Raw genomic sequence first — 15,942 nt, forward strand, 5'->3', positions numbered from 1 at the left:
ATATTCCGTATTTCGAATATAGAAAGAAAGGATGCTCGTGGGCTCCTACTCACCCGGTGACCCCGCCTCCCCGGATAATGAAGCAACCCGCCCCCTACGCGCGGGTACCCCCGCACGAGGCGGTGCCGCGCCCTCCCCGGGGAACTTCTTCGTGCGCCTACGCGCCGCCTGGAAGAGCATGAGGAACCCCGAAGCATCCCCCGAAGAACTCGGGTACGTACCCCATCTGCGTTCGCGCCTTATCGCCATCCTCGTGGCAGCCCTCGGCATCGCCTGCCTCATTATTGGCCTGTCCACCTACGTGACCCTGCAGAACTCCCTCTACCAGCAGGCGCAAAGCGACCTCAAAGAAACCAGTCACCGCGTAGTGCAGCCGACCTCCCGAAACGGCAAGCGAGAAGAAGTGGACTGCAGTGACCTGCAGAAGAGCAGCTCTCTCTTTGCGCCCGGTCAGGCGTCCGGAACCATCATTACCTGTGTTGAATCCGAAGGTGCTGTGGAAATCGCCAGCAAGCTCGGTAAGGACGGCACCGTACAAACCCTCTCCGCCAACGACCAGGTAACCCTCGGAACCATGGCGCTGAACGCCACCAAAGAAGAAGTCCGAGAGGTCAAACTGGAATCCGGCCTGTACCTCATCAAAATCACCCCGAAGGCTAATAGCAGCGCCGACGCCCAGGTGGTTGGTATTCCGCTCGCCAACGTACAGCAGACCCTCACCATCTTCGTGATTGTGGTATCCCTCGGTTCCATCGCCGTGATGGTCGGCGCCGGCGTGGCGGGCTCCTACATTATTCGCGGCACCATGAAGCCCCTGGAGCGAGTCTCTGCGGTGGCAACCGATGTGGCGCACCTGGATCTGGAGGAGCACACCATCTCCTCGGCGGTGCGAGTGGATCCGCGAGATTCCGACCCGCGCACTGAAGTTGGTGCCGTAGGCTATGCCCTCAATCAGCTGCTCGATAACGTGAACTCTGCTCTGGAGGTGCGCGAACGCACCGAACATCAGATTCGCGCCTTTATTGCGGACGCCTCCCACGAGCTGCGCACGCCCCTTGCCGCCATTAAGGGGTACTCCGATATGCTCCGATGGACCGAGCCGCTCAGTGAATCCGGCCAGTCCTCCCTGGCGCGTATCGACTCGCAGACCGAACGTATGTCCCGCCTCGTGGAGGATCTTCTGACCCTTGCCCGCCTGGACGAGGGTCGCGAACCCAAGCTGGAGCAGGTTGACCTGACCGAGCTGGTGCTTGAATGCACCTCCGATATGCAGGCGGCAGCGCGCACCCACGAATGGCACCTGAACCTGCCCGACGAGCCGGTTGAGGTCGTGGCCGATCGCTCCCAGATTCAGCGCGTGATCTTGAACCTGCTCTCGAATGCCCGCAAGCACACCGATGAGGGTACGCGCGTGACTGCGGGTCTGGCCGTGGATACTGCACGCCGCGAGGCTGTGGTGACCGTGACCGATAACGGCCCGGGCATTGACCCTGACTTCTTGCCGAAGATTTTTGACCGCTTTACCCGTGCCGATAAGGCACGCTCCGGTTCGGTTGGAACCACCGGTCTGGGTCTGGCGATTGTGCAGGCGATTGTGCAGGCGCACGGCGGTTCGATTCAGGTGCAGAGCCAGCCAGGGCATACAGTCTTTACGGTGCGTCTGCCTTTGGAGGCGGCGCGCGCCTAATGCGCTTCATCTGTGGCTCGCTGAGCCGGTAGCCGGGGGAGTGTTCGAGGGGAGGGGTGTGCGCGATACGCCCCGCCCCTTTTGTTTACACTTTTGGGGTGTTTATAACGCCCTGACGTGCCAAAACACTAAATTACTTGTTGAGTAAACATTAAATCTGCACTTCAAGTTTATTGCCTTGAGTGCAAATATGTGGTGAATCTAACCCCCAAATAGTTACTCCCGGTGAAACATTGCGCGTATTGTAAAAAGCATGGCTAATCTTGTTGAATCCCCCGCAAACATCGCGGACAAGCGTTCCGCCCGCAAGGCAGAGAACCGTATCGCAATCGTTGAGGCAGCAGAATCCCTCATCCTCGAGGGCGGCTACGGCGCCCTCAACGCAGAAGCACTCGCAGAACGCGCAGGCGTCTCCCGCCGCACCATCTTCAACCACTTCGCCTCCGTAGATGACGTACTGGTCACCCGCATGAACCAGTACTTCAACCGCATCTTCGAAGAATGCGACTTCACCGTCTCCGGTGAAAACGCAAGCATGGAAGCCGAAATGCTCTCCATCGCCCGCAAGGTCTTCAAGAGCAACACCCTCGAAGAGTACATCGCACCCTTCGCGCACCTGCTCTACGCCCTCGAAATGGACAGCCCCGCGAAGTTCGAAGAATACTCGCACGTCATCCTCGAGCGCACCTACGACATCTTCCTCGAACGGTACCTCGCGGCATACCCCGACCTGCCCTACCTGCGCGTGGCAGTCTTCGCCTCCAACCTCGCCGAAACCATCGGTGAAGGCGTCTACTACTACCTCACCCGCGCCGAAGAAATGACGGTCAAGGTTGCAGCAGAAGCCCCCGAGGGCACCCACCCCGAAGCACTCGCCATTGAAGCAATGCGCCAGTGTGTCCTCGAAGCACTCGACTACCTGGGCCGTCTGGTTCAGGGCGAATTCGCAAGCTAAGCCCCCATAGCGTCAACGCTCAAACACTCTCGCTTCGGGCACCTCACCTGCAGGTGCCCGGGGCGGGGTGTTTTTTGCCTAAAAACAGGACACAGCGTTCGCCGTACAGGGCAAACCACACACCGCATTCACACGCACCCAACACCCAAACTCTTCACTCACTCAACTTCAAAGGACTGAATCATGGCTACATGGCTCTACCGCATCGGTGAAGCTGCCGCCCGCCGCGCATGGGCTGTCATCCTCACCTGGGTACTCATCGTCGCCAGTGTAGCGGGTGCCTACACCGCGTTCCACGGCAAGCTCAGCAACACCTTCACCATGCCCGGAACGCAGACCCAGCAGCTCTCCGACGAGCTCGCACAGCGCTTCCCCAGCGCCAACCGCGGCTCCGGCCAGATCATTCTCACCACCGGTGACGGCACCGCCCTCACCGAAGAGCAGAAGCAGGCATTCTCCGCCGCACTGAGCGCACTGCCCAGCGAGGTGCCCTCCGTGGATGCGGTCACCGACCCGTTCACCACCACCTCCAAGCTTGCAGAAGCGAAAACCCAGCTCGACGAGGCGCACGCCAAGATTGACGCCGCCCCCTCCCAGATCGAGGACGGCAAAAAGCAGCTGAATGCCGCCACCTCGCAGCTTGAGGACGGCAGGAAGCAGATTGCCGACAACGAGAAGAAGCTCGACGACTCGCAGGCGCAGATTAGTGCAGGTCAGGAGCAGCTCGCCTCCGCGCAGAAGCAGTTGGACGACGCGCAGGCACAGCTGAAGGATGGCTACGCCCAGGCGGAGGCGGCAGGCTCACCCGCCGCCATGATGGAGCAGCTCAACACCCAGCAGGCGCAGCTGAACGAGCAGCAGAACGCACTCAATCAGCAGCGCGATACCCTGACCGAGAGTCAGAAGCAGGTTGATGCGGGTCGCGCAGAAATCGCCTCCAAGAAGGACGAGCTGGCTGAGGGCAAGAAGAAGCTGGACGAGCAGCGCAACCAGCTGCAGAAGACCGAGAGTGAGCTGCCGGCACAGCGTGAGCAGCTGGAGCGTCAGCAGAAGCTTTACGACTTCACCTCCGGCTACCGTATGGTCTCTGAGGATCAGTCCACGGCGATTGCCACCGTCTCGTTTAAGAAGAAGATTTACGAGGTGCCGTCCGCCGAATTGCAGAAGGTCATGTCCGATATCGAGTCGGCGAACCTGCACGGGGCGACTGTCCAGTTTGATGCGAACCTGAGTGAATCCGCGCTTGGCGGCGGCTCGCACACCGGTGAGGTTGCGGGTATGGTCATCGCCTTCATCGTGCTCATGGTCATGCTCGGCACCCTCGTGGCTGCCGGTCTGCCGATTCTGATGTCTCTGGTGGGCGTGGTGGTGGGTGTGCTCGGCACGCTCTCCCTGTCCTCCGTTGTTCAGATGAGCTCCACCGCCTACACCCTGGGCCTGATGCTCGGTCTGGCGGTCGGTATCGACTATTCGCTGTTCATTCTGAACCGCTACCGCACGAACCTGCTGGACGGCATGCCGAAGGTTCAGGCGATTGCTCTGGCGAACGGCACGAGCGGTAACGCCGTGATTTTTGCGGCGAGCACCGTGATTATTGCGCTCGTGGCGCTGAGCGTGACCGGTATTCCCTTCCTGGGCGTGATGGGTAATGCCGCCGCGTTCTGCGTGGTTGTTGCCGCCCTGATCGCGGTGACGCTCACCCCGGCGGTGCTGTCCTTGGCGGGTACCAAGATCATGTCGAAGAAGCTGTGGGCTTCCATCGATACCCCGCAGAAGATTGCGGAGTGCCGCGCGCAGGATGCCGAACGCACCGAGAAACCGAACGGCTGGTTGCGCCTCGTGCTGGCGCGTCCGCTACTGACTCTGGTGGCCGGTACGCTGGCGCTGCTGGCGGTTGCCGCCCCCATGTCTCAGATGCGCCTGGGCCTGCCGGACGCTTCGAACTACCCCTCTGATAGCGCCGCGTACAAGTCGTACGCGTTGGGCAAGGACAAGTTCGGTGAGGGCATGAGCGCCCCGCTGGTTGCGGTCGCGCACACCCCCGCGAATATGAGTGAGGAGCAGGCTCAGCAGGCGCAGATTGATATCGCCTCTGCGGTCAAGGAGCGCGGCGGCGCGAACGTGCAGGCTGTGGTTCCCGGCGGTATGACTGATGATCGTACCCTCATGATTTTCCAGGTGATTCCTGCCCACAGTGCAAGCTCCGTGGAGACTGAAGAGCTCGTCCACGAGCTGCAAGCTGTGACCGTTCCGGTTCAGGGCTCTGAGGTGTCTCTCGGTATTGCGGGTCAGACCAGCGGCAATATTGACGTCTCCGAGGTGCTCGCGCAGAAGCTACCCCTGTACCTGGGCGTGGTGATGGGCCTGTCCTTCCTGGTGCTGATTCTGGTGTTCCGTTCGATTATGGTTCCGCTGGTTGCCTCGGTGGGCTTCCTCTTCTCGGTGCTGGCAAGCTTCGGTGCCGTCGTGTCGATTTACCAGCTGGGCTTCATGAGCTCCCTCTTCGGCGTGGACCACCCGGGCCCGGTGCTGTCCTTCCTGCCGACCCTGCTTATCGGTATTCTTTTCGGTCTTGCGATGGATTACCAGATGTTCTTGGTGACCGGCATGCGTGAAGCGTACGTGCACGGTAAGGATGCGGCGACCGCCATTGTGAGCGGTTACAACCATGCGGTGCGTGTGGTGGTGGCTGCCGCGATCATTATGATTTCGGTGTTTGGTGGCTTCATCTTTGCTGACTCGACCATGATTCGACCGATGGGCTTTGGCCTGGCGTTCGGCGTGCTCGTGGATGCGTTCATTGTGCGCATGACGCTGACCCCGGCGATTATGGCTCTGCTGGGCGATAAGGCGTGGTGGATGCCTAAGTGGCTGGATCGTCTCACTCCGAATATGGATGTTGAGGGCGCCGCGCTGAGTGAGAAGATGAGCGAGAATATTCAGCACGAGCGTGAGTCTGCTGCTGCCGACTCGGGTAGCAAGCTCGGGTCAGAGTAAAGTATTAGTGTGCGTTTGTGCGCTACGGCGCACTCTGAAGACTAGTACGAGACGAAAGGGCAGGTGCACGGTGATGAGGAATCGCGCGAGTATCCGACAGTGGATAGGAGGCGTTCTGAGCCGTGTGCCTGCCCCTTTTCTTGTCTTTTTGGGAGGCGGTACGGGGGCGCTGTGTCGCGTGTACACTCCCGGTGGTGTGCTGGTGGCGAACCTGCTGGGTTCGTTTACGCTGGGCCTGCTGACGATGGTGTGGAACGCCTACGCGCGCCGTGACGGTGAGGAGCGGATTCATTCGTTCCGTCTGCTCTTTGGTGCCGGCATGATGGGCGGCTATACGACGTATTCGTCGATTGCGGCGGTTTTGGCGCAGACGATTTTTCTGCCGTACACGGTGCATGCTCAATATATGGTGCTGGCTGTGGCGGTGCTGCTGGTGGGTGGTTTGGTTGCCGCCGCGGCGGGCATGCTGACGGGTCGTTTTGTGGCGTCCCGCTTGGTGCCCGCCCGTGATGTTGAGGAGGGCCGCTAATGTTTTTCGCTTTGATGGTTTTCCTGTGCGGCGGTTTGGGTGCGATGACCCGCTTCTTCCTGGATAAGGCGATGTCGCCTCGCCTGCGTACGGAGTCGTCGATTATTAGCCCGGTGTTCGTGATTAACCTGGTGGGCTCGTTCCTGTACGGCCTGCTGATTATGCCGGTGTCCAATCCTCGCGCGCTGGGCGTTCACTATAACGCCACGGATCAGGTGGCGTTCTGGTGCACGGTGATTACGACCGGTCTGCTGGGTGGTTTTACGACCTTCTCGACCGCCATGGTGGAGGCGCTGACCGCCCGCTCTGAGGGCAAGATGGTGAAGTTCCTGATGCTGTGGCTGGTGCAGGTTGTGGGTGCGATGGTGGCAGCGATTGCGGGTGCGCTCTTGTTTGTGCTGCTGTTTGGTCGGTATATTGCGCCGGTGTTCCCGCCAGATGTTCTGTACTGACGGCGCCGGCTGTGGTGGTTCTCATGGTGTGTTTGGGTGCGTGTACAGCTTTTTCACAGTTTCGCCTAGGGTGAGCCATAGAGCGGTCTTTTACACTGGTGGTGAACGATATGCGGCGGGTATGAACGGTAACCCGCTATATACCACCGGGAATATATATTAGAACAGGCATATATGCAGGTGGAGTTCATATAACTCACTCTCACGACCTAAGGAACACACGGCATGCAGGAACTACTGAATAAACACATGATTGGCACCTTCGCCATCGAGATTGCGGCGCTTACTGTCGCGCTCTCCATCATCGGATTTATTGGTATGCGCCTGCGCACCAAGAAGACCGGTCGAGCGCACAGCATCCGCCAGTACCTGTTGACCGCGTCCTTTGCGCTGTTCCTTGCTTCTATTCTTTCTCTGACGCTGACCCCGATTGGCTCTTCCAATAGCGTCACGAACCCCGAGCTGTACTACCCGCGTTTCTATGTGGGCTGGAGCTGGCAGCAGGCGTGGGATCTGACTGCCGGCATGGGTCTGCGCCGCTTCGCAACGACCGTGTATGCGCAGCTCTTCTTCAATATCGCCATGTTTATCCCCTTGGGCTTCTTTACTGCGGGCTGCCTGCGCTGGGGTCTGCGCGCCACGGCGCTGAGTGGCTTCGCGCTGTCGAGCTTCATTGAGTTGAGCCAGTTGACCGGTAACTGGGGCCTGGCGGGCTTCACCTACCGCACTTTCGATGTGGATGACATTGTGAATAACACTGCTGGCGCGGTTCTCGGTGCGGTCTGCATCTGGGTGGTGCGCGCGATTCAGAAGCGTCGCGCGGCTAAGCATGACCGGGCGCTGGCAATGGCTACCGCCGCCTAGTAGATTCTCGGATCGCCAGACGTTTTCATAACATGATTGATATAATTCATGTTATGAAAACATCTGCTCCTAGCCTCCTTCCTATCTTGCGTAGCGACCTGCAGGGTGAAGTGATGGCATTGTTGTTCTCTCACCCTGAGCAGCAATACACGGTGTCACAGATTGCTGATGCGACACGTGCATCATTGCCGACTGTTTCCCGAGAGGTGAATCGTCTGGAACAGTCCGGTTTGGTGACTGTCCAGAATGTTGGTAGGACCCGTATGGTGCAAGCCAAGGTTGATAATCCGGTGGGCCAGGCGATGCGTCAGTTGATTCTGGTAACTTATGGTCCTGTTCCGGTGCTCCGGGATACTTTGCAGGGTGTTTCCAATATTGAGGGTGCCGCTATTTATGGCTCGTGGGCTAGCCGTCGTTCTGGGGTGGCTGGGCACGTGCCGAACGATATTGATGTGCTGGTTGTGGGCTCCCCTTCACGGCAGAAGCTGTATGAGGCTATCGATGATGCTGAGCAGAAGCTTGGCTATGAGGTAAACGTGAAGCGGCTATCTCCTGAGGCTTGGAATTCGCAGGATGGCTTCGTGCAGACTGTGCGGTCGCGTCCTATGGAGGTTCTCTTTGGGCAGCTGGAGGTGAATGATGTCCACGCTGAAGCCTAATGCCCCAACCCCGGGTCCCTGGACTGTAGGCCGGGAACGCATTCTTGAGCTGATTGAATCTGGCGAGCTGGAGCGGGTCGTTGTAAATCGTGAGTATGCTCAAGGCCTGTTGTTGCGTGCTCGCCGGCATCTCAAGACGGCGCATCGTCTGGTAGTTGATGATCCGGAAGGCGCCTATACGCTCCTCTATGATGCTTGGAGACTAGCCATGACTGCCGCCTTGGCGGTGCAGGGTCTGCGTCCGACTACTCGGGGAGGTCATATCGTGGTGGGTGATGCCTTGCGTGCTCAGCGAGGCCCTCATGATGCGGTGGGTAAGCTGTATTCTCGCCTGCGTCGAACTCGCCATGAGGTTGAGTATCCTGGTCTAGATTATGAGCCTATAGCTGTGGAGGAAGCTGAAGAGGCTTTGGAAGATGCAGAGTATATCGTTCAGGAGATGACTCTTTTTATTCCTAAGCTAGGACCTTTCTAGACTGTATTTCTTTTCGGCACCCCTGAATGAACCTCCTTCCGTGAGGTAGACGCAACGAACCCCTCATTTTCATAACCTGACCGATATTGTGCAGGTCATGAAAATGAGGGGTTCGCCGTTTTTAGATGAAACCCTAGACAGGGAAGTTCTCGGGTGGGAAGACTACTCGTCCTCGGTCAGCCGGTTCACGACGCGGGTGCTACGGTTGCCCTTCACCTCTTCGGGGAGCAGAATCGGCATGGAGCCGGTCGGCGTGTAGGTTGCCGCGCGTGCCGCCGCGGTAGCGTGGGTATCCTCAAACTCGGGGATAACCTCGGAGCTGGGTGCACGGTACAGGTGGCTATTAGCCCACCACGCGAAGAGCAGAACCGCAATCGCCAGGGCGCTGGAGACGAACAGCCACGGGCTGACCTGACCCTCGTAGTAGAGCTTGAAGAATGCGCCACCCATGAAACCGCCGGCAATCGGGCCGCAGATCGGAACCCACGCGTAGAACCAGCGCGAGGAGCCCTTATCGTGGATGGGCAGCAGGGCGTGCATGAGGCGCGGACCGAAGTCACGGGCGGGGTTCAGGGCGTAGCCGGTCTGACCGCCCAGGCCGATGACGAGTACGGTGACCATGAAGCCGAAGGCGAGGGGCTTGAGCACGTCGTTGAGGTTGAGAGAGAGTTCCACACCGCCGCTGATGGACGGCTTGAAGTTTACGCCGGTGTACAGTGCCGAGAAGACCAGCATGAACGTGCCGATCATTTCGGAGAGGGCGTTGGTGAAGTAGTTGTGAATAGCGGGGACGGTGCCGAAAACGCCGAGCTTAATCTTCTTGTCGGCGGTTGCTTTCCAGTGCGGCAGGTAGTTGAGGTAGACCAGTCCGGCGCCGACCATTGCGCCGAGTACCTGGGCGATGATGTAGCCGGGGACCTTCTCCCAGGAGAACTCGCCGAACGCTGCCAGGCCGATAGACACAGCGGGGTTGAGGTGGCCGCCGGAATAGGCGTGGGAGGCGTAGACGCCGAAGGTGACGGCGAAGCCCCAACCGAAGGCGATGGTGAAGAAGTTGTCGCCGTGGCCTTTGGATCGGCGAAGTTCGACATTGGCGATGACGCCGCAGCCGATGGTGCACATGATGAGCGTGCCGAGGAATTCGGCGAGGTAGGGGCTGATGGTGTACACGGGGTGTCCTTCAGGTAGTGAACTGCGGGTGGTAAACCGGGATTCGGTCGGGTGCGCAGTGCCGAGCGTGAGGGAGGTGTGGTTTTGTGTGGGGTTATGCCGCCCGAGTGGCGTGTTTAAACCTTTGGCATCTATGGAACCCTGAATGCCCTAGAAGGGCAATACTTTTGTGTTATTTCACCCTTAGACATAAGCGGTTTTTCGGGTTTTTCGTTTAAAAATAAATGTGGCGAATGAGGGGAAAATCGGTCATAGTCCACAACTTGGACTCATTCCATAAACTCGCGGTTGAACCCATGGAGAAACTCACGAATAAACCCGCGATCAAACCAACACTCACCCCCGCCATCAGCACCCGCCCACACCACTTGCCATCAGCATAAAAATGCCCGGGCACCTCACGGGGTACCCGGGCAGTTTCTGTAATTTTTATGCGGCTCTAACTGCGGCTCTTGCGAACCGCGGTGGACTGGCTGTTACGCCGCTACACGGTTGCTATGTGGCCGCTACTTGGCGCTCGCCCAGTCGAGAATCGCCTCGAAGAAGCGCTCGCATTCACTCAGCTGCTCCAGCTCAATCCACTCGTTCGGGGAGTGCGCCTGGGCAATATCGCCAGGACCGCAAATGATGCTCTGCACGCCGGCGCGCTGGAACTGGCCCGCCTCGGTGCCGTAGGTGACCTTCTGCGGTGCGTCATTGGTGCCCAGCCACTCGTGGGCGAGGTGCACGATGGGTGCGTCGTCCTCGGTACCCAGGCCCGGCACGGCTGCGAGCAGTTCGTGCTTCACACCCACGCGGGAGGTGAGGCTACCGGGCTCTGCGCCGGTCAGCTTTTCGGCGCGTGCGGCGCGCGCCTGCAGGTCGGGCAGTATGACCTCCGAAAGTTCGCGGTCAATGCGCTCCACGAAGGATTCGGTGGTCACCTGCGGCAGAGTGCGCACATCGTACTCCACCACAGCCTGCTCGGCGACGATGTTGTACTGCAGGCCGCCGGTTGCCAGGTTCACGCTACCGGTGGAGTGGGGAATGATGAACGACTCGTCGAACGGGCCTTCTTCTTCCCACTGGTCCGCCATGTCGGTGAAGAAGGTGATGAACTCGCCTGCTGCGGCAACCGCGTTCACGCCATGGGTGGCGAGGGAGCCGTGCTTGGGCACGCCGGTGAAGGTGACGCGGCCGCGGTGTGCGCCCTTGTGCGCGTCGATAATGCGCATGCTGGAGGGCTCACCAACAATCGCGTAGTCGGGGGCGAGGTCGCGCGCCACGAACTCCTCGATAAGGGAGGGTGCACCAATGCAACCTATTTCCTCATCGTAGGAGAACGCGAAGTGCAGGGGAGTGCGCAGCTTCGCCTCCGCAACGCGCGGCAACAGCCAAAGCGCCACGGCGAGGAAGCCCTTCATGTCGCACACGCCGCGACCGTAGGCGCGGGTACCCTCCACACGCAGGGTGAAGGGGTCGGCGTCCCACGCCTGACCGGCGACGGGTACGACGTCCGTGTGGCCGGAGAGAATGAGGCCGCCGCGGGTGGTGCCGTCAGCGGCAGGGACGGTGACCAGCAGGTTGGCGCGGGTGCCGTCCTCGTTGTAGGTGCGCACGCCGCTGTAGCCGTAGCGGGAAAATTCGGCTTCGATGAGCTCAATAAGTTCCAGGTTGGAGGTTCCGGAGATAGTGGGGAACGCGATGAGCTTTTCGAGCCAGGGGAGGGATGCGGGCTGGGTGGTCTGAGCCGTCATGACTGTTCCTTCTGTGCTGTGTTGGGTGCGCTGTGTTGCTGTGCGCTGTCATGTGCTGCGTGCGCTTTTATGTTCAGGGTACGCCGCGGGGCGGTATTCGTCGCCTCATTGTCGTCGAATACCGCCCCGTGACCCCTGCGCGGGGTTAGATGCTGTAGTTGTTCACGTTCGAGTGGTCGCCCAGCGCGTGGAAGTTACGCGAGTGGTAGACCAGCGGGGTGCCTTCGCAGTCGTTGCGGATGAACTCTTCAACCTGCGCGGTGAAGACGAGTGCGGGGCCTGCCTCAACGCGGCTGAGCGGGGTTGCGCGCAGTACGCGGCGTACGCCGTGGACGAGGGGCTCGCCGGTGTGGACGAATTCCCAGGTGCTGGGGTCGTCGAAGCGGGGGTAGTCGTGGGTTGCGAAGTTCTTCGCGAGGGTCACATTCTCAGCGTCGAGCATGTGCACGAGGAAGGAGGACGCAGCCGCGATCTTTGCTGCGGAGCCGCTGTTTGCCTTGAGGGAGAAGGCGATAATCGGCGGTTCTGCGGCGACGGAGGTCAGCGAGGAGGCGGTGAAGCCTGCGGGTTCGCCGTTTTCGTCGGTGGCGGTGATGATGGCGACGCCGGCGGGCTGGTGGCCGAAGGCGAGCTTGAACTGCTCGGAGGTGTCGGCGATGGGTGCCTGTGCTGCAATGGTTTCGGTCATGATCGACCCTTTCTTCTGCGGCTGCGTTTAGGGTTCGTCCAGATGTGTATGCGTTGGGCGACCCTTTGTTAAGGGGAGATATGTTTCAGGGTAAAGCTAAAGGGTGGTGAACACCTTATTTATTGCCCTATGTTTCTTAGGTGAACCTTTCGTGACATTGAGCGTGAAATATTACGTCATATTCTTCGCCGTTTGGGGGATGTGCCGGTGGTGTCCCATGGGGTTCCCGGTGAAAAGTTCCGAACGGCGGGTTGCGGGTGCTGTCCCTCTCTCTTCTGCGGGGTTTCGCCGGGTTAAAGAAGCCTCTGGGGTATCCTTGCTAGGTACTCGAAAGCGCGCCGCGCCCCGTATTTGAGGGGTTTTTCGGTGTGTGAACTGTGGGGAGAAGAGGGCTAATGAGCTGGTTGGCAACTATTCCGCTGCTACTTTTTGCGGTCGTGTTGGCTTTCGGTCCCGGCTATGCGATGGGCTGGGCGTTGCGTGTTCCTGCACGTTTGCGCGTTTTTTATGCGCCGCTGTTGACTTTTGCCCTGGTGGCTGTCTCTGCGATTGTGCTGGGTAAGACCGGCATTGCGTGGAGCCTGATTTCTTTTGTGTCGGTCGCTGTCGTGTTGGTGGCTGCGGCTGCTGGTCTCATGTGGCTGGTGGGTCGCCGTTGGCCTGCCCTGGCGTCTGCCTCGTGGCCGGGTAATGATGTTCCTGTGGCGTGGCCGGTGGTGGGTGCTGTTTTAGGCGGATTCCTGGTGCTGCACATGACTGAGGACATGGTCTACGGGCCTGAGGCGTTCTCGCAGAGCCTGGATAACTCATTCCATATGAATGCAATCCGATGGATTCAGGAGCACGGTGACGCGTCGAGCCTGACCCTGGGCGCGGTATCTGCGGCAGACCAGCAACCGGCATTTTACCCGGCGGGTTGGCATGATTTTGTGTCCCTGATTTATAGCACTATGGGTACGAGCATTGCGACTGCCACCATCGTGACCGTGTTACTGGCTGCCGGCATTTTGTGGCCCTGCTCGCTGGTGGCGCTAAGCCTGAGCATCCCGAAGCTGCGTCGCCTGCAGGCGTTGGCAATCCCTGCGCTGACCTGTGGTTTTGCAGCGTTTCCCGGTCTCCTCCTGCGTTGGGGTGTGCTCTTCCCGAATCTGCTGGGTTACGCTCTGGTGCCATCATTTGTGGCACTCATGGTATGCCTGGTGCAGGTGATGGTGCGCGGCGAGTACGCAGCTCTGCTTTCCCTGTGTCTTGCCGCCCTGGTGGGTGTCGCGGGTCTAGCGCTTGTGCATCCGAACGCGGTGGTGTCTGCTGTGGTCTTTGCTCTGCCGCTGGTGCTGGCCGGGGTGGCGTGGGTAGTGCGCTCGCGCGAGCTGGCCTCTCGCCAGAAGTGGGTGAGATCCGCTCTACTCGGGCTGGTAATTCTTGGGTGTGTGGGTGCCTGGTGGTTCCTGCGTCCTGGCGCATCTGCCAGCAACACGTGGGAGCCTATGCTCACCGAAGGTGAGGCGCTCTACCAGTTCCTCTTCTTGGGCCTGGAGAACGCCAATCAGTTGAGAGATACGTTCAATCCCTCGTATCTGGCCGGTTTCCTGGCTCTGTGGGGCGCGGGGTACCTGCTGTACAAGCACCGCAACCTGTGGCTGATTGCCAGCTGGGTGCTGATTGGTTACCTATGGATTGTGTCCGCCTCGGTGCCGCGCGGCGAGTTCCGCTTGTTGATGGTTGCTCCCTGGTACACGGATCATTTCCGCTTGGCGGCGCTGGTGGTGTTCCCCTCCGTGCTACTTGCCGGTATCGGTCTGGGTGGCGCCGTGGAGGGTATCTTCGTGCGCATCATGCACGCTATTCCGCGTGAGAAGCACGCGAAGGTTGCCCCGGCAATGATGGGTGCCGCCATGGTGCTGGTGCTCGCGGTTGCGGGCCTATCCTCGCGTGTACCCTCGGTACAGGAGACAACTCTGGCGGTATCGCAGGAATACCGAGTGACCCCGACCTCTGTGGTGCTGAATCAGGACGAGATGAACGTCATTAACGAGATCCCGAAGATCGTGCCGAAGGGCGATGTGATTGTGAACAACCCCTGGGACGGTAGCGCCTATATTTACGCGCTGGCAGATCGTCACCTGACGGGATACCACTTCGAGTTTGAGACCTCACCCAAATACTCGGCGATTATGCACAACCTCAAGGACGCTCGTACAAATCCGGAGGTGTGCCGCGAAGTGAACAAGTACAAGGCCCACTGGTACGTTCACCTGGAGAACCAGTTGAACTTCGGCCCAGACGCACAGAAAAACTACGACGGCCTCGTGGCTGCCATTGGCACGGACGTGCTGACCCCGGTGTACTCCTCGGGTCCGATGACTCTGTATCGCATTAGCGCTTGCGATAATAACTAGTATCTGGCACTTTTGGGCTGCCTGAAGTATTGCGGGGGTGGCATGGAGACTAGGCCACCCCCGCAGTGCTACTTCGAGCGTCATTAAGAGAGTGCTGATAAGATGTAAAACCGGTATGCCTTTGTGCGCATACTAACTTCCGTATGCCATACACACAAGAGATAGCACCGCATGGAATCAGAGACTTTTACGCAGACCCCTCGGCCCCTCATCATTATGCCCGCGTGGAATGAAGAGGAAGTTATTGGGGGCACAATTGAAGAACTTTTCCGCATGATGCCTGAGGTCGACCTGGTAGTCGTCAATGATGGGTCCACCGACCGCACCTCTGAGATTGCGCGCGCTACCGGCGCTTTCGTGATTGATCTTCCCTACAACATGGGTATCGGTGGTGCTTTGCGCACCGGTTACAAGTATGCTCGCCAAGCCGGATATGAATGCGCGATTCAGGTTGATGCTGATGGCCAGCATGACCCGAAGGGTATCCGCACTGTGCTTGCTGGCCTGGAGGATGTCAATATCTCGATCGGTTCCCGCTTTGCTGAGGCGACGAACTATAAGGTTTCTGGTCCGCGTAAGTGGGCGATGGTGGTTCTGGCCCGTATGTTTACGATGATTTCAGGCGAGAAGTTCACCGACGCCACCTCCGGCTTCCGTGCGGCAGACCGCAAGGCGATTGAGCAGTATTGCGAGCATCTGCCTGCTGAGTATCTGGGTGACTGTATCGATGCCTGCGTGATGGCGATTCGTTCTGGCTTGACTGTAAAGCAGGTGCCGGTTGAGATGCGTGAGCGTCAGGGCGGTACTCCTTCTTCAAGCCCGTGGAAGTCTGCGGTGTACCTGGTTCGTTCTTTCTTCTCGTTTGGCATGTCGATGACTCGCCAGAAAACGAATGTGGGGTCTAAGTAAATGAGTGCAAATATTTTCTTCCTTCTCATCGTGGTGGTGATGGAGGTTCTCGTTCTGGCGCAGGTACGCAACCAGAAGATGAAGGAAAAGTACGCCGCACTGTGGCTTATCGTTGGCGTCATCATGATTGTGCTAGCGCTTTTCCCGAAGCTTTTGGATGCCCTCTCGCGTCTGGTGGGTATTGAGACCCCGGTCAACCTGCTGTTCCTACTGGCGATTATTATGCTGATGGGTATTAGCTTGCACTTGACCCTGGCTATCTCGAAGATTACGGATGATATGCGTACCCTCGCTGAAGAAGTTGCGATTATGAAGGCTCTTCAGCGTCAGCCGCAGGGCGCTTCCCGCGCTACGGAGCGAGAGCAGAAGAAGCCCTAAAGCCCCTGATTTTTATACGTTTCTACACGTTTGAGCTTGGAGTA

General features: G+C 59.1%; 14 protein-coding genes. 11 read left to right on the top strand and 3 right to left on the bottom strand.

Translation table 11 applies throughout. The annotated features are described in order from the left end of the window. Positions 1-31 precede the first annotated feature (31 nt). The 8 genes from HMPREF2884_RS03720 to HMPREF2884_RS03755 all read left to right on the top strand — a co-directional run bounded on the left by HMPREF2884_RS03720 (position 32) and on the right by HMPREF2884_RS03755 (position 8,618). Positions 32-1,687, top strand: coding sequence for a sensor histidine kinase (locus HMPREF2884_RS03720; RefSeq protein ID WP_246827919.1), 1,656 nt, complete (start codon positions 32-34; stop codon positions 1,685-1,687). Positions 1,688-1,940: 253 nt separating this feature from the next. Further along, a complete protein-coding gene (locus HMPREF2884_RS03725) occupies positions 1,941-2,642 on the top strand; it encodes a TetR/AcrR family transcriptional regulator (RefSeq protein WP_005507988.1) in 702 nt (233 codons plus the stop codon). A 183-nt stretch (positions 2,643-2,825) separates the two neighbouring features. Continuing rightward, positions 2,826-5,639: an MMPL family transporter gene (locus HMPREF2884_RS03730; protein ID WP_070615756.1), complete on the top strand. Its 2,814-nt coding sequence runs from the start codon at positions 2,826-2,828 to the stop codon at positions 5,637-5,639. Between the two features lie 73 nt (positions 5,640-5,712). Beyond that, complete coding sequence (locus HMPREF2884_RS03735; RefSeq protein ID WP_070615758.1) at positions 5,713-6,168, top strand: fluoride efflux transporter FluC; 456 nt, start codon at positions 5,713-5,715, stop codon at positions 6,166-6,168. Next, a complete protein-coding gene (locus HMPREF2884_RS03740; RefSeq protein WP_012902665.1) occupies positions 6,168-6,620 on the top strand; it encodes a fluoride efflux transporter FluC in 453 nt (150 codons plus the stop codon). The genes HMPREF2884_RS03735 and HMPREF2884_RS03740 overlap by 1 nt, the downstream gene beginning before the upstream one ends. A gap of 225 nt (positions 6,621-6,845) precedes the next feature. Further along, the gene (locus HMPREF2884_RS03745; protein WP_070507464.1) at positions 6,846-7,484 is read left to right on the top strand and encodes a VanZ family protein; all 639 of its coding nucleotides are present in this window, start codon (positions 6,846-6,848) and stop codon (positions 7,482-7,484) included. A 53-nt stretch (positions 7,485-7,537) separates the two neighbouring features. Continuing rightward, positions 7,538-8,143, top strand: a complete 606-nt coding sequence (locus HMPREF2884_RS09105; protein ID WP_065423934.1) for a MarR family transcriptional regulator — start codon at positions 7,538-7,540, stop codon at positions 8,141-8,143. After that, on the top strand, positions 8,121-8,618 hold the full coding sequence (locus tag HMPREF2884_RS03755; protein WP_083309672.1) for a HEPN domain-containing protein: 498 nt from the start codon (positions 8,121-8,123) through the stop codon (positions 8,616-8,618). The genes HMPREF2884_RS09105 and HMPREF2884_RS03755 overlap by 23 nt, the downstream gene beginning before the upstream one ends. Positions 8,619-8,780: 162 nt before the next feature. On the opposite strand, the gene HMPREF2884_RS03760 is transcribed toward HMPREF2884_RS03755, so the two are convergent. The 3 genes from HMPREF2884_RS03760 to HMPREF2884_RS03770 all read right to left on the bottom strand — a co-directional run bounded on the left by HMPREF2884_RS03760 (position 8,781) and on the right by HMPREF2884_RS03770 (position 12,212). Next, a complete protein-coding gene (locus HMPREF2884_RS03760; RefSeq protein ID WP_070507461.1) occupies positions 8,781-9,788 on the bottom strand; it encodes an MIP/aquaporin family protein in 1,008 nt (335 codons plus the stop codon). A 506-nt stretch (positions 9,789-10,294) separates the two neighbouring features. Beyond that, a complete protein-coding gene (gene argE, locus HMPREF2884_RS03765; protein ID WP_070615762.1) occupies positions 10,295-11,524 on the bottom strand; it encodes an acetylornithine deacetylase in 1,230 nt (409 codons plus the stop codon). A 145-nt stretch (positions 11,525-11,669) separates the two neighbouring features. After that, on the bottom strand, positions 11,670-12,212 hold the full coding sequence (locus tag HMPREF2884_RS03770; protein ID WP_049338626.1) for a flavin reductase family protein: 543 nt from the start codon (positions 12,210-12,212) through the stop codon (positions 11,670-11,672). Positions 12,213-12,607: 395 nt separating this feature from the next. Here HMPREF2884_RS03770 and HMPREF2884_RS03775 point away from each other — a divergent pair, with 395 nt between their 5' ends. From HMPREF2884_RS03775 to HMPREF2884_RS03785, 3 genes are all read left to right on the top strand, one after another. After that, entirely contained in the window at positions 12,608-14,611 is a 2,004-nt protein-coding gene (locus tag HMPREF2884_RS03775) for a DUF6541 family protein (RefSeq protein WP_070615764.1), read from the top strand. A 171-nt stretch (positions 14,612-14,782) separates the two neighbouring features. Continuing rightward, the gene (locus HMPREF2884_RS03780) at positions 14,783-15,520 is read left to right on the top strand and encodes a glycosyltransferase family 2 protein (RefSeq protein ID WP_070615766.1); all 738 of its coding nucleotides are present in this window, start codon (positions 14,783-14,785) and stop codon (positions 15,518-15,520) included. Next, entirely contained in the window at positions 15,521-15,898 is a 378-nt protein-coding gene (locus HMPREF2884_RS03785; RefSeq protein ID WP_005507976.1) for a DUF2304 domain-containing protein, read from the top strand. The last annotated feature ends 44 nt before the right edge of the window (positions 15,899-15,942 follow it).

Origin of the sequence: Rothia sp. HMSC073B08 (assembly GCF_001812975.1) — a bacterium.
GTDB lineage: Bacteria > Actinomycetota > Actinomycetes > Actinomycetales > Micrococcaceae > Rothia > Rothia mucilaginosa.

What these genes read in the sequence shown, in the direction of transcription:
- HMPREF2884_RS03720 (WP_246827919.1), top strand. Translation starts at nt 32, where the DNA reads ATGCTCGTGGGCTCCTACTCACCCGGTGACCCCGCCTCCCCGGATAAT.
- HMPREF2884_RS03725 (WP_005507988.1), top strand. Translation starts at nt 1,941, where the DNA reads ATGGCTAATCTTGTTGAATCCCCCGCAAACATCGCGGACAAGCGTTCC.
- HMPREF2884_RS03730 (WP_070615756.1), top strand. Translation starts at nt 2,826, where the DNA reads ATGGCTACATGGCTCTACCGCATCGGTGAAGCTGCCGCCCGCCGCGCA.
- HMPREF2884_RS03735 (WP_070615758.1), top strand. Translation starts at nt 5,713, where the DNA reads ATGAGGAATCGCGCGAGTATCCGACAGTGGATAGGAGGCGTTCTGAGC.
- HMPREF2884_RS03740 (WP_012902665.1), top strand. Translation starts at nt 6,168, where the DNA reads ATGTTTTTCGCTTTGATGGTTTTCCTGTGCGGCGGTTTGGGTGCGATG.
- HMPREF2884_RS03745 (WP_070507464.1), top strand. Translation starts at nt 6,846, where the DNA reads ATGCAGGAACTACTGAATAAACACATGATTGGCACCTTCGCCATCGAG.
- HMPREF2884_RS09105 (WP_065423934.1), top strand. Translation starts at nt 7,538, where the DNA reads ATGAAAACATCTGCTCCTAGCCTCCTTCCTATCTTGCGTAGCGACCTG.
- HMPREF2884_RS03755 (WP_083309672.1), top strand. Translation starts at nt 8,121, where the DNA reads ATGATGTCCACGCTGAAGCCTAATGCCCCAACCCCGGGTCCCTGGACT.
- argE (WP_070615762.1), bottom strand. Translation starts at nt 11,524, where the DNA reads ATGACGGCTCAGACCACCCAGCCCGCATCCCTCCCCTGGCTCGAAAAG.
- HMPREF2884_RS03770 (WP_049338626.1), bottom strand. Translation starts at nt 12,212, where the DNA reads ATGACCGAAACCATTGCAGCACAGGCACCCATCGCCGACACCTCCGAG.
- HMPREF2884_RS03775 (WP_070615764.1), top strand. Translation starts at nt 12,608, where the DNA reads ATGAGCTGGTTGGCAACTATTCCGCTGCTACTTTTTGCGGTCGTGTTG.
- HMPREF2884_RS03780 (WP_070615766.1), top strand. Translation starts at nt 14,783, where the DNA reads ATGGAATCAGAGACTTTTACGCAGACCCCTCGGCCCCTCATCATTATG.
- HMPREF2884_RS03785 (WP_005507976.1), top strand. Translation starts at nt 15,521, where the DNA reads ATGAGTGCAAATATTTTCTTCCTTCTCATCGTGGTGGTGATGGAGGTT.